The 22,520-nt window shown below is 41.9% G+C and carries 21 protein-coding genes and 1 tRNA gene; 3 read left to right on the top strand and 19 right to left on the bottom strand.

Annotated features, from left to right (window positions below):
• Positions 1–67 precede the first annotated feature (67 nt).
• Complete coding sequence (locus IV55_RS01595; RefSeq protein ID WP_057808692.1) at positions 68–1,771, bottom strand: L,D-transpeptidase family protein; 1,704 nt, start codon at positions 1,769–1,771, stop codon at positions 68–70.
• A 188-nt stretch (positions 1,772–1,959) separates the two neighbouring features.
• Between IV55_RS01595 and IV55_RS01590 the strand changes: the two genes are divergently transcribed.
• The 3 genes from IV55_RS01590 (at position 1,960) to IV55_RS01580 (ending at position 2,826) form a co-directional block, all read left to right on the top strand.
• Positions 1,960–2,033 (top strand) — tRNA-Arg (locus IV55_RS01590).
• Between the two features lie 251 nt (positions 2,034–2,284).
• Entirely contained in the window at positions 2,285–2,506 is a 222-nt protein-coding gene (locus IV55_RS01585; protein WP_057808690.1) for a hypothetical protein, read from the top strand.
• Positions 2,503–2,826 (top strand): hypothetical protein, encoded by a 324-nt coding sequence (locus tag IV55_RS01580; protein ID WP_057808688.1) that lies wholly within the window; start codon positions 2,503–2,505, stop codon positions 2,824–2,826. Before IV55_RS01585 ends, IV55_RS01580 begins: the two co-directional genes overlap by 4 nt.
• Positions 2,827–2,949: 123 nt before the next feature.
• Here the strand turns inward: IV55_RS01580 and IV55_RS01575 are convergent, their stop codons facing one another.
• The 18 genes from IV55_RS01575 to IV55_RS01485 all read right to left on the bottom strand — a co-directional run bounded on the left by IV55_RS01575 (position 2,950) and on the right by IV55_RS01485 (position 22,477).
• Entirely contained in the window at positions 2,950–3,180 is a 231-nt protein-coding gene (locus IV55_RS01575; RefSeq protein ID WP_057808686.1) for a helix-turn-helix domain-containing protein, read from the bottom strand.
• Between the two features lie 431 nt (positions 3,181–3,611).
• Positions 3,612–4,889 carry a GH25 family lysozyme gene (locus IV55_RS01570; RefSeq protein ID WP_057808684.1) on the bottom strand — a complete coding sequence of 426 codons (1,278 nt, stop codon included), beginning with the start codon at positions 4,887–4,889 and terminating at the stop codon, positions 3,612–3,614.
• A gap of 1 nt (position 4,890) precedes the next feature.
• The gene (locus IV55_RS01565) at positions 4,891–5,241 is read right to left on the bottom strand and encodes a phage holin family protein (protein WP_162260724.1); all 351 of its coding nucleotides are present in this window, start codon (positions 5,239–5,241) and stop codon (positions 4,891–4,893) included.
• 95 nt (positions 5,242–5,336) lie between these two features.
• Complete coding sequence (locus IV55_RS01560; RefSeq protein WP_057808681.1) at positions 5,337–8,927, bottom strand: CotH kinase family protein; 3,591 nt, start codon at positions 8,925–8,927, stop codon at positions 5,337–5,339.
• A gap of 2 nt (positions 8,928–8,929) precedes the next feature.
• Positions 8,930–9,385, bottom strand: a complete 456-nt coding sequence (locus IV55_RS01555) for a hypothetical protein (protein WP_057808680.1) — start codon at positions 9,383–9,385, stop codon at positions 8,930–8,932.
• Between the two features lie 212 nt (positions 9,386–9,597).
• Complete coding sequence (locus IV55_RS01545; protein ID WP_057808678.1) at positions 9,598–11,223, bottom strand: phage tail protein; 1,626 nt, start codon at positions 11,221–11,223, stop codon at positions 9,598–9,600.
• Positions 11,220–12,053 (bottom strand): phage tail domain-containing protein, encoded by an 834-nt coding sequence (locus IV55_RS01540; RefSeq protein WP_057808677.1) that lies wholly within the window; start codon positions 12,051–12,053, stop codon positions 11,220–11,222. The genes IV55_RS01545 and IV55_RS01540 overlap by 4 nt, the downstream gene beginning before the upstream one ends.
• A gap of 14 nt (positions 12,054–12,067) precedes the next feature.
• Positions 12,068–16,552, bottom strand: a complete 4,485-nt coding sequence (locus tag IV55_RS01535) for a tape measure protein (protein WP_057808675.1) — start codon at positions 16,550–16,552, stop codon at positions 12,068–12,070.
• Positions 16,553–16,759: a hypothetical protein gene (locus IV55_RS01530; protein ID WP_057808673.1), complete on the bottom strand. Its 207-nt coding sequence runs from the start codon at positions 16,757–16,759 to the stop codon at positions 16,553–16,555.
• Positions 16,760–16,764: 5 nt separating this feature from the next.
• On the bottom strand, positions 16,765–17,253 hold the full coding sequence (locus IV55_RS01525) for a phage tail tube assembly chaperone (protein ID WP_057808672.1): 489 nt from the start codon (positions 17,251–17,253) through the stop codon (positions 16,765–16,767).
• Between the two features lie 55 nt (positions 17,254–17,308).
• On the bottom strand, positions 17,309–18,022 hold the full coding sequence (locus IV55_RS01520) for a phage tail protein (protein ID WP_057808669.1): 714 nt from the start codon (positions 18,020–18,022) through the stop codon (positions 17,309–17,311).
• Complete coding sequence (locus IV55_RS01515) at positions 18,023–18,418, bottom strand: DUF806 family protein (protein WP_225425838.1); 396 nt, start codon at positions 18,416–18,418, stop codon at positions 18,023–18,025.
• The gene (locus IV55_RS01510) at positions 18,415–18,816 is read right to left on the bottom strand and encodes an HK97-gp10 family putative phage morphogenesis protein (protein WP_057808665.1); all 402 of its coding nucleotides are present in this window, start codon (positions 18,814–18,816) and stop codon (positions 18,415–18,417) included. Before IV55_RS01510 ends, IV55_RS01515 begins: the two co-directional genes overlap by 4 nt.
• A 4-nt stretch (positions 18,817–18,820) precedes the next feature.
• Positions 18,821–19,168, bottom strand: coding sequence for a phage head closure protein (locus IV55_RS10680; RefSeq protein WP_420864888.1), 348 nt, complete (start codon positions 19,166–19,168; stop codon positions 18,821–18,823).
• Positions 19,125–19,469 carry a head-tail connector protein gene (locus tag IV55_RS01500; protein WP_057808662.1) on the bottom strand — a complete coding sequence of 115 codons (345 nt, stop codon included), beginning with the start codon at positions 19,467–19,469 and terminating at the stop codon, positions 19,125–19,127. Before IV55_RS01500 ends, IV55_RS10680 begins: the two co-directional genes overlap by 44 nt.
• 18 nt (positions 19,470–19,487) lie before the next feature.
• Positions 19,488–20,642: a phage major capsid protein gene (locus IV55_RS01495; RefSeq protein WP_146993614.1), complete on the bottom strand. Its 1,155-nt coding sequence runs from the start codon at positions 20,640–20,642 to the stop codon at positions 19,488–19,490.
• 4 nt (positions 20,643–20,646) lie between these two features.
• Entirely contained in the window at positions 20,647–21,339 is a 693-nt protein-coding gene (locus tag IV55_RS01490; protein ID WP_057808659.1) for a head maturation protease, ClpP-related, read from the bottom strand.
• Positions 21,329–22,477: a phage portal protein gene (locus IV55_RS01485; RefSeq protein WP_057808656.1), complete on the bottom strand. Its 1,149-nt coding sequence runs from the start codon at positions 22,475–22,477 to the stop codon at positions 21,329–21,331. Before IV55_RS01485 ends, IV55_RS01490 begins: the two co-directional genes overlap by 11 nt.
• Positions 22,478–22,520 lie beyond the last annotated feature (43 nt).

Below are 22,520 nucleotides of genomic sequence, written 5' to 3'. Positions count from 1 at the left end.
TTATTAAAAATCCCCCACAAAAATTACCATTCGGCTTACCCACCGAATGGTAATTTATCTTCGCCAACTAGCCAATAACAACGCGCATACCAGTTGGTACGTTATCATGAATCCACTTTGAATCGGCCACTGTTAGCCGAACACAACCATGGGATGCCGGGTAGCCAAGGTTATCAGCTTCCCATTGAATATATTGCCCATATGCATTAACTGGTACGGAATGGAATAAGTAAATGCCATGATCCTTAAATGAAACCCAGTTATTGGCACCTTCCCCAGAAGCACCATTATAAAAGCTTTGGCCACGTTCCTGCTGGATGTAATAAGTGCCATGCGGTGTTGCATCATTTTCTCCAGTGGAACAAATCATTTTGTACAAGACTTCGTTTCCATCAATGACAGAAACTGATTGATCTCGTAAGGAAACCGATAGCCAAGCATTCGGATGAGCACTTAAATTAGGATATGGTCTTGTTTCTGATGGCTGAAAATAGCCTTGTTGATCCCAAGCACCAGAATTATTAAAGTAACGCCAGCGACCATTAATCCAAAACCAGCCGTTACGAACCATACCGTCCCAATCGGTTAGATAGTACCAATTCCAGCCATCATTATACCAGCCTGTATCCATACCGCCCCAATTAGCTAGGTGATACCAGTTCCAGCCGTTGTTGAACCAACCAGTGGTCATACCACCCCAACTTGCTAGATGATACCAGGTCGCTCCATCCTTATACCAATTTGTGTCCATACCACCCCAATTAGCCAGATGATACCAAATCCGTCCGTCCTTATACCAACCAGTATTCATTGCACCAGATGAATCAGAGTGATACCAACGACCGCCAACCGTATACCATGCAGTGTTCATCGCTCCCGAGGTGGTGTCTAGATGATACCAAGAACGTGTATCACTATACCAACCGGTATGCATGCCACCCCAGTTTTCTAAATAATACCAATTCCAGCCATCATTAAACCAACCAGTGTTCATCACACCATTGCTACTCAAATGATACCAAGTGGCGTTGTCTTTGAACCAACCGGTATGCATCCATCCTTCTCTATTATTACCAAATTGATACCAAAGACCCTTGTCGTTAAACCACCCGGTGGACATGTTGGTCGTTGCATCAAAATGATACCAAGCATTGTTGATCATCCGCCAACCAGTTTGACCGCTACCGTCGTCATTAAGCCAATGGTAGTTTTTATTATCCCAAAACCATTGGTTATGCTGCATCCTTCCCTGATCATCAAATACGTATGTACTAGTTCCGACAGCTTTTTGTCCCATTAGTCGTTGCCCGTTTGTATCAAAATTGTACCAAACACCGTCAATAGTCTGCCAGCCAATCAGTGCTTGATCATTACGATAATACTGGTTTCCTATCCACCCATCTTTTATCGTCGCTGGTTGTTTACTGGTAGTTGCTACGGGCTTCTCTGTTACAGCCGTTTTTGTTTGTTCTTCCTTATCAGCACCTAGACTGGCATCAACAGATGGCGTCTTTGAAGTGTCAACGTTTGAACTTTCTGACACAGGAGTACTATGTTGATTAGATACTTTGTCAGCGACAGATTTTTGCACAGAACTACTTTGAGTAGAACTTTTTTGTTCAGTAGTGTGCGTTTGAACACTGCTTTGGCTAACCACTGGTGTGCTTTCCGACACAGCATCTGCCTTAACTGCCATTGGCAGCGAAGTAAACATCAGTAATGAAAAAGCACAAATGCTCATTTTTGATACAATTTTGATTGTTGGTTTCATGAAATCCCCCAGGTAAATTCAAGTTACCTTGATAGACAATATTAATACTCACATTGTCCCAGCATTATACTTTGTTTGCAATACATCTTGTTCTCATCAATTTTGCTAAAAAAATAAACAGCGTCTTCTACAAAAGTTAAATTGACACACACGCACCGCTTTTCTATACTGAATAGGTTATCCAACACGCAACAATAGCTCAGCTGGATAGAGCATCGGTCTTCTAAACCGAGGGTCGTGGGTTCGAACCCCACTTGTTGCATAAATCACGTTGCAGTTAATATGCAGTTAGCTACCGTAACGCCCTTTATAACAGCGTTTATGATGTAGTTAGTATACAATCAATGTCGACGAATTTCGTCGACATTTCGTTCACCTCGTCGACATTTCGTCGATAAATACAGACGGGTTATTCACAAACAGCAGTAAAAGACTACCGCCATGTAGTCTTTTTTTATTTGCTTTTACGAACACTTGTTCGTATAATTGATGCATCAAAACGAGGTGTTGAAAATGCAAATGAAGAGTACAAGAGACCAGCAATGGCTAGCACAATTATTGAATGTAAACATCGGTGCACAGTTCTTTGTGAGTGTGCTACCAATCTATAGAAAAACAGATGGTGATTTTAAACAGATGGCCAGGATTCAAAATGCTTTTGACCACTGGATTGAGGACACTCACAGTTACTACGTTCAACGCAAAGGTAACACGTACCTGAGGCTGCGTTCATGAATAACGACGTGAAAATAATCATGGAACGCATCAACAAGCTGTTCAAACGTGCTCCGCACACGCTATACCACATTCAATGTACGAAAAATATATACGATGAGCAGTTCAATTTTTTCTTCATCATTCAACCTAAGGGGCGTCGACAACATTCAATCCCCCTGCACACGATTGATCAGTACACACTTGAGTATTTGCAGCTAGTTATTAAGTTATTGCGCAAGCAGACACAGCTAAGCATTGAGTACATCGGATTTACCGAAAAGGATTACTGGCCTAATAGCTTCGACGTAATTCAAAAGAAAAAACGTTGGGACGAGTAATCTTATATAAATTCCGTATGTAATAGTTGGAGGTAGAAAGATTGAATTTTATGTTGAAGGATCCATATTGATTGTTGTCATTGGCGATTATGTATTTGAAATTGCATATTAAAAACCGCTACCTTAATTGGCGGCGGTTTTATTTTTTCTTGGATCGGGTTCTCCTGTTGCTGATTCCATGCCTTCAACTGTCACAACAATCTGGCGGTTATCAAACAATCGATATGAGCCCTTAGGCCATTTTTTGGGAGATTGGCGAATACTGTTGCGCACGTACGCTTCGTTTTTTCCCCAAATCACAGCAGCTTCCTTAGCCCCTAAATAGTCATTACTGTCTAAATTTATTCTAGCCATAGTCTCCACCTACTTTACAAAGTCTAATATGATGTTAATCACGTTTAACACAATTAGAACAATTAATAGCACGTTGGTTTTACTCATCTGTTTCATTTTATTATCTCCCTTGTTATAATGACGGTACAACAAAGCAAGGGCTTTCGCCCTTACCTTTTACTTTTAGAGTTTGAACAGCTTTTTGATTAGCTCAATTATTTGAAGAATGATTAGGACATTCATTAAATGTTGAGTTAGCTTTTGTTCAGGCTCTTTTTTCTTTTTCTTTGCCACTGTCTTACCTCCCTTCCATGTATATAATATAACACGTAAGCGAACTATAATCAACACTTATACGAACTTTTTCGTATTTAATTCCACAAAAAAAGCCCTCACTCCAAACGGAATGAGGGCTTTTTTCATCAATAAATCTATAGCATGGTTATTTAATTTTAGTAGTAAATCGTCTGCCCAACTCGCATTCCGGAGTATTGGTTTGCCCCGTTCTTGCTCATTAAATAGGTCCAGCTAACACCTAGTTGCTGTGCAACTAACCAGTAGCTGTCGCCTGGTTCTGCGTAAACAACACGTTGCGCTGATGTTGCTTGTTGCGATTGACCACCATTAACTCGCAGTTGCTGACCAACCATAATGAAGTTAGCATTCTGGATCCCGTTGGCACTCTGTAAAGCCCATACACTAGTGTTGAACTTAGCAGCAATCGCACTCAATGAATCACCGTACTGCACGGTGTAAACGTTACTTGCTTGTGGTGATGCAGGCTGCGCTTGGTTAGTCGCTAAGATTTCAACGTCGGAGCGATCAATCCAACTCAAAATGCCGTCTAACAAGACACGGTTACCTGAAGTTTGGATAACCTTGTAGCTGTTACCCTTAACCCAGTTAGGAATGGCTTGTCCTGTAGCCCAACGAGTAGCGCCGAAGTTCACCTTAACCGTGAAATCATTAGTGATAGCTTTCTTTGGCGTGTCGTCCGCCTGCTTACCAGCCTCAACCGCAGGCGTATTCGTCTTCGGATTATCATGCTTCGTGTAGCCATTATCAGTAATACCCGTTAAATCAATATTGCCATCTAAACCACCCGCTACATACGTACTTGAGAACTGAAATAAGCCAATGTTATTCCAGCTTGGGAAGTAGTTAAAGTTTGGATATGGAGTAACCCCATAGTTAGGGTACTCCGCTAACCACAAAACATACTTCGATGACAAGTACACCAAGTCGGTGTTGGTCTGTAGAAAATTCTTGTATCCATAAAGAACTGGCGTGTAGCCAGCATTCTTAATCCGTTGCAATGAGTGATCAATTACAGCCGTATTCTGTGCCCCTGCTTCAACGTCTAAAGCAACAATAGAACCTTTGGGCGTCTGCACACGTGGCAAGAAGTAATCAAGCATTCGGTCAGCTTCTGCATACGTCACCACACCTTGATCCCAGATATAGGTATGCATTCGCAACCCTTGAGCAATACCCGTTGATACTTGGCTAGAATAGGTATCTTGGTCATAGATTGCCCCATTGACATCCCCGCCCATCTGACTGATTGAGAACTTGTCAGATGCATAGCCTTTAACTGCTGTGTAACCTTGATAGCGGCTTAGGTCAGTACCTTGATCACCTTTAGCAGCTAACGCCGATACAGGAAATGATGCCAAAATAAAAACAGCCATAAAGGCTGCCAGAAATTTTGACAGTTTATTTTTTTTCATGCTATTTTCCTTTCTTAAATACGTTTGGATAGTCGATTAGGTTTCCATCATCATCCTTTAGTTTATTAAGATAGGTGCGCCATTTTCTTGGGAATGGCAATCCCATTTGGCACCAATTCTCAACACAACTGTTTCCGTATTGAATGATTCCAAAGACGATAAAAATGCTTGCGTAATTACCCATTCCAGCAATATCTGCAAAGAAAAAGCCAAACAACGTAGTCACTAACATCGTTAGATGCTTGACCAGTCCTCTGGTTCCCGCGGTACTATCCATCTTCTTTGTTAGGAGTCCTTTTACGGTTCCTAACCCCACATCTGCAACCATGACCGCTAAAAAAAGATGGAGCATATACATCTGCTCCATCTTCTGCAATTCATTCCAGATTAACATATGGGTCATCTGTGGACCGATCACATGTTTTTCCCTCTTTCTATCAGTAATTACTAAAGCTTATCAAGCTGATCATCAACGATTGCTAAGCGTTGATATACAGCCTTTCGAATCTGTGCTAAATCAGTTATTCCCTTAGACGGAATTGCTGGCCAACGAGTCGTATCCAGTTCATAATTTTCCTGCCCGACTCGATTAATGCGCTCATTGAAAATCCCAATGATATGACTCGCACTCAACACAGTAGAACGTAGTTCAGCATAACGTTGCTTAAGTAAATCCTTATTATTACGAAGTGTTTTAACGAAAAGTTGGTTGTCGTTCATATTCCACAAGTTGCTACTCAAATCGATCAACTCGGCTCCATCCCACTTCAGCCCCCAAGCTGTGTCGAGATCGTATGCAATTGCGGACCACTTCTTGCCGTTCCAGGTTGAATATAATACGTTCTTGTCGAGCGAATCGACACCCAAAATCACATTAGCGAAAATAGCGTAATCAATGATTGAATTAACATCCAGATGATCATCTTGCTGTGCAACAAAATCTGCATCACTCACATTTTTGACCCATGTTAAAAGTTGCTTAACATTATCTGCCGTGAGTGTAGTTAAATCATCGGGATACTCAAGGTTAAAATCAGTTCCATCGAGCTTGGCCACGTCTGATTTAAATGAGATCGCGTCACCTCTCATCTCGCCGCTAATAACAACCTGATTGCCTTTATCGTCATCCATGCCGAATAGTCCATCCGACTTCTTCGTATTGAACGTATAGAGACCATAGATTTCACCATTTAAAATTACGACTACAGGCTCACCTTTAACTTCGCCGAAGTTATCTGTGTCTAATAGATCTGTTACATTCTTACGATTAGCAGTCACCTCTGCAAAAAGTTGAGCATTAACTAGATTACGCATCTGCGTTGCATCAATCCAGTTAGCCTTAAGGTTGAACCCACTATCGGATTTCCAGCCAGCGAAAGGTTTGATTTTTAGCTTGTTAACCATTCCAGAATTAGAATACAGCTTAAGTTTGTAGTTCTTTTTCGCATAGTTAATCGAGCTATCGCCCTGCCAGCCAACCTTCGCATAACCAGTCAATTCACGACTATGGTCTTTTAATCTAAAGTTCATTGCGACAGATTTGTCCTTGCTCATTCCTGTCACATCACCGTCAAGAAAGACGAGTGGTAATCGTGATTTATTGGCTAGTTGTTCCAGATTGCTTTGTTGATATCGCTGAGTGACAGTGAACCCAGTCATATACATAACTAAATCCGTGATGCCCTTTGCCACGACTAATAAATCTACGTGGTGTGAATTAGAAGAATAAGGTAATAACTGTTCAGAATTAAGGCTTGCCTTTAATCTGTATTCGACGTTCGCAGTCACTGCTTGGTTAGCAATTAATTTAACCGTATTCAGCACCTTATCTGATGCATCCTTGATTAGAGCCAACAACGTAACACTCGCATTCTGCTTAATATATAGATTAGTGGCGATGTCCATTGTGAACCAACGTCTGTAGTCGTGATCGTTCATCAGATCAATTCGAGTACTAATCCCTTTATCACCGACAGTATCATCGCTATTGGTTGCTACAACCCAGTTCTTGTTATTGAATTGCGGGCGATACTCAGTCTTAACCAATCCAACACCGTAGTATGGCGTGTTGCTATAACTAACCAAGTCAGGATTCTGTACATAATTAGCCGATTTACTTTCAGAAAAGTCGATTAATGCGTCATCACGTTTAGCCAAAATCGCATCAGTCACTAATAGATCAACGTTGTCTGTCCTCTCAGACATGAACACAACTTCTGCGCTAACAATCTGTGTTAAATCTAAGCTTTGTGAAAATGGGCTCTGAACCACCAGCTTAAGGCGAGTATCCTTATTAGCTCGGAGGCTAAAGTGTGTTCCCATTGGTTTATTAATTAGAATTCTACCGTCAGATGCTAAGTAATGAACTGTTGCCTGAACAGTCGTATCCGTCGTAGATGCGATTAGTGGCCGTAAGTTTAGATCACAGTACTTCATGAAATCGTTGTTACCTGATAACGAATAAGGAATTTTGAAACCCTTATATGCCGTCGTGTTATCTGTCCCAACCACTTCAAACCAATTGCGCCCATGCCAGTTAAACTTTTGATAACTATTAACGTTTGAATTCTTGACATATGGACTGTTACCAGCCTCCATCAGATCTGCGTTATTTAATAAATTAGACCGATACGTATTCGCCAATAAATCCTTTTGATTGAAATAGATATTTTCAATCATCATATTTGCTAACCCGAAATCGACATTATCTGGGCGTTCGGAATAAACAATCACGTCAACGTGATCGACTTGGTTAACGTTAGTGACCAGGTTAAGTGGCTTGGCAATTTTCGTGTGGTACTTAAAATCGGCTTTAGCGTCCACAACTTGTCCGCTAAAGTTGGTCAAATTAGCCAGGATCTGACCATTAGCATCACAATAATGTGTGGTCATTGTGATTGGCATCTTAACGCTCGTCCTGTTACGAACAACGAAGTGAACATCTGCGTCATAATATAAGCGATAACTGAATTCACTATTGGCTGGATAAGTAGCAGCAAATCCCTTATAAGTGCTGGTATCATCTGTTCCTTGAGCAATCATCCAGTTGAGTCCATCAACATCATCTTGTCGTGAGAGCTTCGTCTGCGCTGTATTCGCTCTATATGGACCAAATGAATTGTCCGAATCGTTTAGATCTGCGTTATGAAGGTAATTGCCATTTTGAATCGCTAACGAAACTAGGTTAGCTTTTTCAACATCTGACAATTCCTTGCCACTATAAACGCCTAAGTCATACCATGCGCTGTCTTTCCACCACGCAAGATGAATTGAATCTCCTGAAGTGAAAGCGTATAGACCATCTGAACCATTCGGTAGTGCCGCGTTAAGCGCTGCTAATGAGTCATAGTAACCTTTTGGTTTACCATCCGTAATCGTTTTAACGATTGCCTCGAAACGACCATCAATTGTGTTGTTCTGATCACTCACAGCTTGATTAAACTGCTGCCGCGTAACCACATCCCCTGCATCAATCTGTGTCTGAATCGCGCCTAAGCGTTCACTAATTGTTTTTACCTGAGCTAATGATTGATCAGTCATATCATTAACATGAGTCAATAGGTCATTTACCTGACTGCGAATATCTCCAAGTTCTTTGTTTGCACTAGCCTCAAGACTAGCAATTAATTTATCAATATCAGAAACGAATGGTTCATCATCCACACCAAACTCAACGTTATTTTCAAGCACATTAAAGCTAACGTTGAGTGAGCTAACTAGCTCACCATCCTTTTCAATCCGAAACCACGCTTCTTGATACTCGCCTGCTGCTCGAAACATTGGTGCCGGCATCGTGAACGAGATGCGGCCTGCTTGAATCGCTGGCCCAACTACATCTTGCGTCGCAATCTTGGCAACACCTTTAGCATCACGTCCATAAAATCCAATATCATAACCAGTTAGATCCTTTGGCCGACTGTCTTCTTTAACCCAAAGTGGCAAGCTAACATTCTGATCCTTAACCCTTCCAATCGTTGGAAACTGTAAAACCGAGTCAATCGGATGCAACAGATCCAACACTAATGGTCCATTTGCCATAGTTACTCTCCTTCATTCAATAATTGAGCATCAAAAAAGGCGTCATAGAATGAACCTATGCGCGCCTCAATGTACCCAATATTCTTGTTGTGTTTATTTACATATTCCTCGTCAGCAACCAGTCCTTCTGGTCGCCACAAGCTAACAGTTACATATTCGTTATAATCCGGCGGTGCTAGAATCTGCTGGTCATTTGCGTAAAGACCAACAGTTCGAAGGTTTTCTTCCATCACGTCATAGTACGTAATGAGCCATCTATACAATTGACGATCATTTGGTTTTGTTAGATCAATGTCCTCAAGCGAAGTTAAACCTGCTTCACTGATCCAATCCTCACTGATTAATGCACCAGTTAATCCGCTAAGTGACTTCATAATCACTTCATAGTTAGACCACAAAACACTATGGATTTCGGCGAATGAATTCTTCTCGATTCTAGTTAAACTAAACTCACTCATCCGCCATCACCTTCTTCCACTCAACGTCGCCATCATTACTAATTGAAGGTTCCCAAACTGTACCATCTGCAGATTTCAATCTGTTTGATGCCCGAATTAGCTTATCCGTTTCTCGCTTGTCATAAAGCTCTGGCCTGCCAGCTAAATCCTTAAAATTAATTGGAAACTGTCTCACAATAATTTCCAACGCTTTAATTACACTAATTGCGATTTCAAACACCTCCAAGCTGTTTTAACGTCTTCACTAAATCAGGATCAGTAATCATTGCATTTTCAAACATCGGCTCAGTTGACGATCCTTGAATTTTCGTCAGTCGATCAGTCACCTTTGTCAATTGCCGTTGATTAGCTGAAAGACTGTCAAAAAAGTTACGCTGTAGGTTGTTCAATGTAACTTGAGCAGGTTTGGAACTCATCGGATACTTTTGAATCTCTACAGCTTCAACAACGGTCTGATAACTGGCTGGAATAACCTGTAACGTCCATTTCTCACCACGATTTGGAACATCCCCATTTGCCATAGTCACGCTTAGCGTTGTAACAGGTTCACTTTGCATCTGCGACAGTGCAAACTTCCTCATATCATCAGGATTATCAATGGTGTCAGACGTTACGTCATCCCCATCGCATTCGCCCCATCGTGAAACACTTTCTTCATTAACAACAGTGAATGGGTCGAACATTGGCACCTGCGTTGTATCCGTCTCTGTACTTGATTGCGTTACGCCTTTAGGTCTCCCTACAACTACCTGACCATCAACGGATGCATACTGGTAAGTTCCAACATCATTTACACCACGGTCGCCTGAACATTGCAGTACTTTCGTTGCATCACCATGAAACGCCTCTAACAAAATGAACGTGTGACCCAATGCACCACCACCGTTTGGACCACCGGTGACAACAACATCGCCACGTTGAGCTGCGTTCAAATCAATCTGGTCAAAATACGTGTGCGCTCCAGTAATATCGTTGTTCATTGCTGGCGTTGCCCAAGCGTACGAAGGAACTGAAAATCCTGCATTCTTCATTGCACACCAAACGAATCCTGAACAGTCATACGAGTTGGGACCAGTACGGCCACTCGGACTACTGTAGAAAGCACCTTTTTGAGATTCACCCCAATTAATCATCACGGTGATCTTATCCTGCCCCTGTCCATCTGTCGTTGTAGTGGTCGTTACGTCACGTGTTACCGAACTGCTTGCAACAACGGTATTTACGATAGTGGTGGAATCAAAGTTCATCTGGACTTCTTCAGTGTTATTCCGGTAACGAAAAACATTGTCAGTCATCGTACAGAAACTATCTTCGTCGTAGAAGTGAGCAACCTTATTGTCTGGATAATAGGCATACACATTAAATGTTTCCATAATCGTGCTGATACCATCCGTTAACGAACAGTTACCAAAGTCTGTCATCGACTTTGTACCAAACTGACCATGAATCTGATAACTAAAACCTGTATTCAGACCGTTTAACAAATAGTCAAGCGCTGACTCAATGGTGTAGTCATGAGCCCCGTCATTCTTCGCTCTCTGCCGTCGATAACCTAATTGATAAAACACATGGGTTGCAGTCGCTGTTATAACTTCCTGACCATCTTTATAATCCCAGTTCGGTTGTTTCAGAATGTACTCCTGATCTTGATACCAAACTGAGTTTTCAACCGTCAGTAGCTCGCAAGCTGCCGACCCATCACCATAAGCTGTAAAGTCCAACTGCAGTTCACCATTCTTCTGCCAGGTCCATTGAAACGAATCAAAATCAACGCTGGTCAAGACCTCTGTGTACAGGCGTTTACTGTCTTGAACAACGATCTTATCTTTCGTTCTCATCGTAGATAGATGAACGGAAAACTGAACGTAACGTTAGGATTGTTCAAGCCTGTTATCGCAATCTCGTTATCGCCCTGTTCTAACTGCAGGTGACCAAAATCAGTTTCCAAACCAATGGACTTTCCGTTTAGATACGAACGGACACCATCTAAGACAAAGACATCTGAGCCTTGTAGTACGTGTGTGCATTGCAGACTCGTGTTGTTGGTCACGTTTTGGATGGTGAATGAACCTTGACCACTAATCGTTATCTTCAATTGATGGCGGTTAACATACGGGTCAATCGCCACGTCACTTGGATTGAATACCTTGAACCTTGAATCCGTGAATTTAAACGGAATCGGATACTCCAAGGGTAAATGCATTCCAAGTCCAATCAGCTCATCGTCTTCAACAACCTCATCTGAGTTCTTTACACTAAACTTAAAGCCATAGGGGTTGTCGAATTGAATATCAAAGGTTGTGTCGTACATACCATCAGCTTGAGAAACATCAAACGGCTTCGGAATAACATAAGCACACTTAAACGGCTCCACATCATCCCTAATTCGAATCAGTTCTCGCGACATGATTAGCCGATAAACATCATCCATCGCAACACTAAAACTTTCAGCGCTATCTGCTTCAATGTTTACGTGAAGTGTGATTATTGATGGGTTAAAAATCACCGTTTGAACCTGTTCACCATCTGAACCAGCCAAGGTCAAATACTGTGGCGTGATTTGTGGCGAACCATAATCAACCTTTAGCACGTCAATACAATCAACAGAGGCAGTCAGATCAATTTCTGGCTGCCCCTGCTTTTTTATATAAAAATGTCCTAATCCCATAGCATCGTTCCTTTCTAATTAGCCTGAAAATCATGTAAAGCTTGGTACTTACTCATCTTATTAGCGAGCCCTGGCATATCAACACCCAGCGCGCTAACGATTTGGATAAGAGTACCAGTCAAATCGTTATTCTGTTGAACCAACTGATTGTTCTGCTTCATCAGTTGTTCCAGTTTAGAATTATCGGTTGTTGCTGGAACGGTGCTTCCGCCTCCATTACGAGCGATATTAATGTCTGGGAAGAACTGATCTAGAACGCGCATTAGTAACTGATAAGCACGACTCCGCTTGGTTATATCCATTGGGATGACCATTTCTTTGCGATTGCCCTCAGCTACTTCAATTAACTGGTGCGTTGATACCTCACCACCATTAGCATATCCATGACCATTCCCTAAAAAGCTTAAACTCGGTCCATAGGTTGCTTTGGCGTATGCCAGACCAGCAAGTAGACTGTCGTAACCATTAAAAATATCGCCATGACCAGCAAACTTCCAATGATTAAACGTCCCACGTTTTGTCTGCATAAGCCCCATCGCTGGGCCTGACCCATCCCCGTCAGGATCTGCACCAGCCTGCCGAGCCTTTTCGTTCCCACTAGATTCAGTAGCAATTTGCCGCAAAATACGGTTAATCATACTGCCATCCGTGGATAACCCGTTTTTAGCTAAGGCTTTTTCTACTTGGTCACGCCAACGCTGTACGCCAGCACCAGATGGTGCACTCAAATCGTCATTAAGCTTATCGAAAAGCTTTTTGAACCAGCTTTCACCGGTTTTTATGATGTAGTGTCCAGCAGGTTTGGCGAAGTCAGTAGCAAATTCTGACATGTTTTTGAATCCACTAACATAACGATCAAACACCTCAGTGACCTTAGCTACAGGATTCTTAAAAAAATCTGCTACAGCTTTAGTCTTATCGCCTAGCCATTTTTCCACGTCTCCAACTTTGTCACCAATCCATTCACTTGCACCACTAGCCATAGACTTAATACTGTCCCATGCGCCGGTACCTGTTGCGAAATGATAAACACCATTGGCGTACATATAGTCACGAGTGTCACTAGCCTTAACAACTGCATCACCAGTTTCTAAAGGAACAATTGTGTCCTTGCCTTGAACAAGACGTTTACGACCATCACTCTTAATAATCATTTCTTTGTTGCCAGTTTCAGGGCTGTCATTCCCATCATTTAGCATAGCAAGTATGTTATGTGTCACACGACCATTTTCAGTTCCATTCGCAAACTTAATTGGCGCAATTGCCTTAGCTTCACCACCGAACGTGTGAATAACACTATCAATCCCACTAATACCAGTGTTGATTATATCAACAACTGCCTTCATGGCATCGTGAGCAACGCTCTTAATACCGCTCCAAGCATTGTTCCAAATATTGCCTAACGCATCCCCAAAGTTCTTCCAATTTTTCTGGAAAGTACTGGTGAATGAATCTAACCAGCCATGTAACGATTTGCCAAACACATTGGTGTTGTTATACATATCGTTCCAGTGACTACCTAGAGAAGACTTCACGTTATCCCAATGGTTGCTCCAGTCCTTCTTGAATCCATTAGACCAACTGCCAAACGACTTGGAAGTATCTCTGTACCATTTACCAGTCGCGTTCGTCATGTCGTTCCATTTAGAACCCAATGTTTTATTGAAGCTATCCCAATGAGACTGCCATGTCTTTTCGGTGGTTTTAGACCATGAATTCTGTGTTTTATTCCACGACTTCCAACCGTTCGAAATATCCCGACCAATGGCATCTAGTCCCTTACCAATTGGTTTCGAAATATTACTTGTCCACCATCCACCGACAGATTTACCAACTTTCTTAAATCCGTCTTCAAACGGCTTTGAAATGTTCTTCGACCACCACTTACCCATTTCAGAAATGAGTTTGCTCATGATCTTCACTACGGGCTTTAACAGGGTCATTGCTAATCCCAATGGAAAGGCAATCGTGATAATCAACATTGCCCCTATACCCTTGAACATCTTTTTCAGAACACCAGTAAATGCTCTCCATGCCTTACTCAGCCCCTTTTCGGCTGACTTAAAGGCACTGGTAACCCACTTACTAATTGACTGACCAAGCTTTGTATCCTTCAGGAATAAATTAGTGAGCGCACCAATCGGAAATATTGCGGTTAACAGTAATCCTTTCCAGTTCTTACTAATCCATTTACCAGCTGAGGATAGGGACTTCTTAATACCGTTAGCAAACTTTCCGATAGCTTTAATGGCACCATTGAATGCTTTCTTGGTCGCCTCACCAATACCGTTGACGAAATCATGGAACTTCTTGTTGTGCTTATACAACTCGAACAGGGCGACGCCTAAAGCAACGATTGCCGTTGCGACTGCGATAAAAATATTCGCTTTGGTAGCTAAATTTAGTGCCTTCTGAGTAAATGTTAATTCTTCTTCAGCAACTTTTGCTCCCTTTAAAGAATCGGCAACAGTTCCAATACCTTTAGCTAACGAAGTAACACCGCTCATCAGCTTAGCCGTAGCAAATGCAGCAACTAAAGCACCACCAACACCTTTAATCACGCTTTTATGCTTAGCAAGTCCGCCTAGCAAACGATTCAAATTTTTGACTGGATCAGTGCTCTTTTTAGCGTTTCCACTCATAGCACTAAAAGCGTTACCAATTAGGTTGATTGTGCCTGAGACAACGCCCCAAGCTCCATCAAAGAGTAGCTTCGCAATCTTCGCTAAATTGGAGACAACACCTAGCAGATCTTCCTTGTGTGCTGAAATGTAATCCAGTGCTTTTGTTGCACCTGATGCTAGTGTTGCGATACCTGCAGAGATTCCCTTGGCATAATTCTCCATCGACTTATCAGAAGTCAGATTGAGTAAGTCAGATTTAACTGATTTGCTCATGTTAAAGCTAGACTTCTCAATATCTCCAAACAGTTTTGCTTGCCTGGATGATAAATACATCGACATCCCTTGAAACGATGTCATTGCCTCAGTTGTCCCCGACTTGTACTTCTTACCAAGAAAATCGAGCGCCTCTTCAAACTCTTTAGCACTCAATTTACCTTGCGAAGACATCTGTTGAAGTTGTTTCATCGATTTTCCCGTTGCCTGCTGAATGGCTTCACCAAACATTGGAAACCGGTTGATCATAACGTTCAAATCTTCTTGACTAGCCTTACCACCAGCAACAATCTTGGCAAATTGCTCCCCAGATTCAGCCAACGCATCGTTAGTCATGTGCAGGGTTGAACCTAACGCGACAAATGAATTAGTCCAACTCTTTGTCTCCTGAACATTGCTGTGAACATGATAAAACGATTGAGCCATCTTGTTGATGGTGTCAGTTGAGTAGATGGTAGACTGACCAAGCTTGTTGATGTAACTAATTAGTGCATCGCCATCTTTTGGTGCTTCAGTCGTCAAGGAATGCCACACGGTTCGCATCGTGTCTTGTTCTTTGTTGAACTCCGCACCAGCTTGGATTGCCTCATGGAGCTTTCCAGTAATAGCCTGAATACCACTAACAGCTAATCCACCAACAAAAGAACCCTTGATGATGTCACCAAGTCGGCTAGTAGACTTCTGAGCGCTCTCAGTCTCCCCACGCAGTCCTCGCACGCTAGTACGTACACGGCCAAACCAAGTAGTCGGTTCCTTACTCAGTTCTTTTTCAAGTTGACTAGCCTCTTGCTTCGCTTTAGCAAAAGAAGTAGCCGTTTGGTCAACACGAATTTTTTGTTTCGTGTATGCCTCACTGGCTACTCCTGATTCTTCTGCTATTTTGCTAAGCTCAGATTCCTGAATCTTCTGTTGTTTGGACAGATTCTCCAAAGATGAGTTAAGACTGGTTAACTTTGAACGTTGAGCATCAGTCGTATGACCCTCTGCTTCCAATCTAGCAACATACGCTACTGAGGCATCTTGGGCTTGCCGGTATCCCTTCTGCAGGTCACTTAATCCACTTGTATAATACCCGAGCGAATCTTTAGCTCGTTGCTCCTGCGCTTCATAAGAAGATAACTGACGATTGGCACTATCTATTTGCTTTTGTAATTTTAGATATGCCTCTGCGTCTGCTTTAGTTACACCAGAATCTTCTTCTCGACCTTTAATTAATTTCTCAATGGTATTTTGGAGTTGATCATATTTTTCCCGATTTGACTCAATTGAGGTATCTAGTTTATCTTGCTCATCTCTAGCTTCTTTGATGCTCATAGTATAAGCACCAAATGCCTTCATTTCGTCTTTATCAACATTGATCAACTCATTTTGTTGTCGAACTAGCTCACTAATTTTAGTCTTTTGACTATCGATGGTTTGCCCAAGTCCGTTGTATCTTGCTTCCGCTGCCCCCATACTATCGCCAGCCGACCGGAGGGCAACTTCTTGTGCTTTCCAAGCGTTCATCGTCGCCTTAACAGCATTGGTCAATCCACTCATACTGTTAGTGGCACTTACCGTGTCGATTGCAATCTGAGTGGCCATTACATCTTGAATTTGCAACTAAGCTCCTCCTCTCATCGCTTTAAAGGCATCAGCAGGATCTACCGCGCGATCGTCACGTTCTTTAGCAGCCATAACTTCCATGAACAGGAAAAAATCTTCATCTTCAAGACTGCTCGTGATAACGCCTGATTGAACCAGTAAATGTTGTTCAATCAGGCGCATATCCTCACGTTCGTTTTTGACATCGACAATCGCCTTATGCAACCGGACTAATCTTTTTTTGGGTCTTCACCCTTTGACTTTTCAGCTTCAATCTTCTGGTCTAGATCAAAATCTTCATCAGAACGGCCTTTGATACGACCAATCACGTAATACAAATACTTACCCATGTCTTCAAAGCTCATAATTTCCTTGGCTTTTTCAACTTGGCGTTCAGTCAAATGCAAGGCTAGTTGAAAATAGTCAAAGACTTTTTTTACGTAATCTCGCTCTTCCTGCATGCTCTGAACACTGTCTTGAAGATTCTTCTTTTCGTCATCGGCCTTTTTCTGCTTCAATTCATCTGGAGAAAGTGAATCTTCGAGTTTCTTGTTCTCTTCGGCTTCTCGCTTTCGCTTAATTTCATCCTTGGTTTCATCCAAGTTAGCTTGCAATGCTTGAATCATCATTGCATCTCCCTTATCAACTAAAGCGATGGTTGGCTTTACCTCAATACGCTTGTTAATGCCTAATGGTTTTCCCTGAATTTTAATGGTCATAGTTCCCTCCGAATTTGTTATCGTCTCACCGTAATCGTCTCTGTCTTTTTATCTATTAGCTAGCTGCTCCGTTAGGAACTGTCGTTGTATGATCTGTTGCCGATGAACTATTTGAAACGTTATCACCAGCATTTGGCTTGAAACCGCCAAACACTTCTGAATACATTGATTCTTCTTCAAAGCCTTCATCAGTTGATGCCCACATCTTCATTGGCTGTTGATTGCCTTTATCGTCAACGAAAATTTTATTGTCAATAGGAACTAATGCACTGTAAGTTAATGCGGTGTTGGCATCGGTCTCATTAGTCGTATCAGTTCCATGCGTATGACCTGGTTCAATCAATTCGCCGTTAGCAAAGCCTTCAAAATAATCTTCCCCATCGAAACCAGTTGATTTAATCAACATAGCTACATGAGGCTTATTGGCACTTGATAATACCCAGCCACCTTTTCCGTCAGTAACATATCCCTTTAACTTCTGTAACAATTTGAATGGCATGTCCAACATCGTGATGGCCACTTCCGGTGCCATCTTCCCATGCGTTTGGCGCTTAATCTTGTTGTTAGCCCACTGTGGAGTTCCCTTAGTTTCAAGTCCAGTAACGTTAGCTGTAGTAGCACCTTGACCATCACCATCTACGAGGTAAATTCCATCTCCGCTAACACCTTTTGTAGCGTCAGCAATCAGTTTCCCTGTTTCATCGAGAATCCCAAACGTGATCCATTGAATACCATGGAAACTCGTGCTTCCTGCTTTTTCTTCAGCCATTTAATTGGCCTCCTTCAAATTAATATTTTTTGTAAAATAAAAGACCTTCGATATCTGTCCGGTATCGGGGTCTTTAATGTGATTTTTCGATTGATTCACTGACCAACCATCTTTTTCAAATAGTCTGGCCAGTGATATTTCTGAATCCATCATGTTGAATGATGAATCCGGTTCTTTTTTGTAAAAAAGTTGAACCTCAACACCAATAAGCCACCCCTTGAAACGACTATTCCCAAACCGTGTTGGCTCGTTCAAGTACTCAGTCACTAAAAAGTCGGTATTGCTTCCATCAAGTTGAGCATTCTTTGGAATAGATGTGCGATAAATATTATCAAGCCACTTGTAACCAGCTGACCGAATTAATTTCTCGCCAGTAATTGCAGGTAATTCCATCATTTACCACCCACTTGTTTTTCGTACTCGTCCTTTTCAGCCTGCAATATTGCTTCGCGGGAGTTCCGACGAGCAACATCAACAAAGTGATCCGGTTGAATCTTACGAGTCCCGTCATTAAGAAATCTAGCGTTCATAGCGTGATAACGATTATTCCACCCGACTACTGAGGTACCATCGTTCACACCATCAATATTTGAATTTACATAATCAATGTTATCTGCCATGTGTCCGTACTTTTCGTCCTTGTGTGAAGAATAATGTTTTGCCTTAGTCTGTGCGCGTAACCGATTCTTGTATGCCTCAGCACCAGCTTTAGTAATCTTCGATTTAGTTTCTGTGTTGGGAACAAGTTTATTCGCACGCTCCATAAACGACTGTAATTGGTCCTCTAATCCCATTATTTCACCCTTCTTTCTCAATCAACTTGAGAGTCACAAGGTCGTATGCAACAGGCATTTCGGTTGAGTCCTTTGAGACATCAATAATCTTGTAATCATGACTGTTAAACCTTGCAATCAACTTGCGGTTAATTCTGGAATCCGATCGAATAGCCAACACAATAGTGTCCTGTAGTTCTGTACCCAGTAATTGGTAATTCTGCATGAAGCTCCGATTATACAATGCGCAATGCACCGTATATACCGCCTTAAACTTCTCGTCATAATCACCAGTCGCATCATTAGGTACAGAATCAATAGCACCAAACTCAACTGTCTTGTTGAACCTGTTCACCGCTATTTTCACGTTCATCCCTCCGAATTTTCCATCTAATACCATTGATCATATAAAGATAACTCGGCGGATAAGCTAAACCTGTTTTAGCTAACTCACCACGGCCAAAGTAAGTAAAGTCCACCATTACCCTGACCGCCTGATTGAACAAATCGTATTTACGATATTTTTCCAAATCAATGTCCGAAGCAATTGCGCCTTGAACATCTTTTTCAGCCATATTGATCAAGTCCTGCAGTATTGTGTCATCTCCGTCAACGTTTAAATACTGCTGCATGTTTTCAACGGTTACACCGTCCGACTTTACTTCACCTGCCATGTGATCATCCCCCCGTTATTACTTTCCAGAAGGTGCAGATGATGAAATCAAGCAAATTAGGTCCTTACGAGCTTGCTCAACATCTTCACGCAGGTACATACCCAAAGACTTGTACCAAATGTCGTGTGTGTCTTGGAATTCACCAGTAATCTGATTATTCCGGAACTTGATGATCGATTTTTGTAGTGGTGAAATGATGATATTTGCATCCCCGACCTTAGCCTTAGGGAATAATAAATCATCAAGCACTACCAATGGCTTGCCCTTGATAAAGCCATCTGTCGCTTGTGTAACATCCGGTTGAACCATTGGGCGTCCAGTTGAGTCTTTCATGTTGTCTAATTCATCAAATGCTGACTGTGAAAGAATAATCGAGGCTTGAGCGCTGTCGAACGGCTTGAAGAACTTATTCAAAGCGTGTTTAATGTCAGAAATTAAATCAGTCGTTGCAGTCGCTGTAATACCATCGGTCAGTTTGTTCGCAATCAACATGTCATCGGTATTGTTTTGAAGTTCAACTAAACGACTCCCAAATTCTGCTTCCCAATCGTAACTAGAATCTGAAATCAAGTCTTGTGAGAACACATAGCGTCCAGTGTACGTTTGCAGATCCCAAGGAATTGGAACAATTCGTGGTGTTGAACTAGGCGTTGTCTCATCAAATTCCTTGTGTAATGACAATGTGTCACCAGATTCTTGGAACACTGGCAACTTACCAGTCGTAGTTGATACTTGAACAGTTCGTACCATGTTTCCTAATCGTGGAAATTGATGTGTTTCGTGTTCGGCAGGCAAAATAGTTTCAGGAATTAAAATTGAACCATCGGATAAGCCCGCGCCAGTCAAATCAGTGGTAACGACACCCGTCTTCAAGAAATTCCGCATTGACTTGCGTTGCTGGTCGCGTGTAGTGCCAACATGACCTGAAGGAAGTGCTGTGCCTTGGTTATTGTCCGTTGGTTCTGGTTTTTCAGGATGTTCTTCGTCATACGCGTCAATTTGTTCTTGGATTGCATCACGTTTTGCCTTGGCATCCTTCAAATTCTTCTTAATACCGTCATATGTCTCTTTATCAAAAGAATCACTTTGAATAACTGCAATCGCCTTGGCATTCAAATCAGACGCTTTCATGCTTGCCTTGTTAAATAAGGCTTGTAATTCATCTTTAGTCATGTGTTTATTCTCCTTCGTCTAAGAAAATAGCCAGCTTAGCTTGCACGAGTTGTTCGTGATTGCTAGGTTGGCTATTTTGTGCGTTTTTAAGTTTTCGATTCTCTTTAACCAAGTCTTGAATCTTCTGTACTGCTCGATGAGAAATCTTAGATCCACCGATCGAATTAGTGACAGGCTCGAAATTCTGTATTTCATCCGCTAATCCTAGCTCAACTGCATCATCTGCATCTAACCATTTTTCTTGATCCATTAGGTCCAGAAAGTCTTGCACTGGTTTACCTGTCTTAGCAGCGTACATATTCGCAATCGCCTTGTTTGTCGTTTGCAACATCTGTGAAGCATGCTCCATATCATGAAAATTACCTTCGGCTCCACTTGATGCATTATGGATCATCATCTTTGCACCAGGAGCCATTTGAACTTTGTCAGCACCCATTGCGATGATTGTTCCAGCGGAGTATGCATTAGCAACAATCTGAACTGTCACGTTTCCATGATAATTCCGCAAAGCAGTACAAATCTCTGTAGCAGGATCAACTTCACCACCATCAGAAGCAATTTCCACATCGATATCAGATCCATCTCGTGGCAACGCATCAAGAATATCCGCCGGCGAAACAACTGTCATACCGAACCAATCACGATAAAACGGTGCATCATCATCATTGGTTATCATTCCCTTTACATTAATTGGCATTCGATTTTCCTCCTTTCCATGAATTGTCATACTCTGGTACGCCGTCAGGCAGATAACCAGACCGTTGAAGCATAAACTGAGCCTGATTAGGGCTCATAGCGCCAGAGCTGACCAAGGTATTCATCTGACCAACCATCGTAGAATCATCAACATCTAGCATGTCTTTGATATCAAGGTCCAAATCTGGCGCGTTTAGCTTTTGCTTAAGCTCATCAAGAATCGGATGCACATAAGTGTTCAAGTTTGATAGATACAGTGCCTTGATTTGCTCACTATTGCTGTGCTGACTCTCTGTTGAAGAACCCCCACCGAGCATATCGCTTGGAACACCAAATGCTTTTGAAATTTGGTCCGCAGAAAAGCTGGCATTTTCATTCAATGCTTTGAAAACGTCAGCCTTCATTTCGAACTGTTTATATTCAAAGCCATCGGGCAGAACCATTAACCTACCAGCGTTATCACCTGCATTCGCCTTTTCAAATTCTGTTCTAGCGTCTGCTAAATCAAGGTTATCGTTGGTTACATTACTAATTTTCAACTGACCAGCTGCATTGATTTGATTTTGCAACGACTTCAAATTCGAGTTCATCGTCTTGTCTGCAATCGTCAATGCATCAGATAGACTATCCAACGGTGACCGCCCAATCAGATAACGATAATCAGGGTCAGGCATCAGTCGAAAATGTAAAGTCTGATCATCACGCAGGTTCATCTTTTGACGTTCATTGCTCTCTGCAAACGTATAAATAATGCCTGTGTTACCAGGCAAGTAATTAATCTGCACATCTGATGGTGGTACGTTTTCAAAATTACTCTGTGGTAACGGAACATACGCATTACCAGATAAACAGAGCTGAATTAAAATACTTTGCCAAAAAGAAAATCGACTGATCAGCCTGCTTGGCTGTTCCAATCGATTCAATGCAGATCTATTTTCAGTTTTAAAATGTGCTGAGGCAATGTCACTCGCGATTCTATTAATGACTGCATAGACGTTCGTGTTTTTTAACGCTCCCTCTGCATTCACGTACGCAATAGGTGAACCCCCAACGCTTGACCAATAAAACCCACTACCTGACGGATACGCCGTATCTGTTACCTTTGTTCTATGATAATTACGTGGTGTTAGCAATCCCAATCAAATCATCTCCCCTCCTTAACCAAAATACAGGCTACTAGAA

The sequence above is a fragment of the Furfurilactobacillus siliginis genome (assembly GCF_001437435.1).
GTDB classification, from domain to species: domain Bacteria; phylum Bacillota; class Bacilli; order Lactobacillales; family Lactobacillaceae; genus Furfurilactobacillus; species Furfurilactobacillus siliginis.
This window is presented reverse-complemented; position numbering and strand designations above follow the sequence as displayed.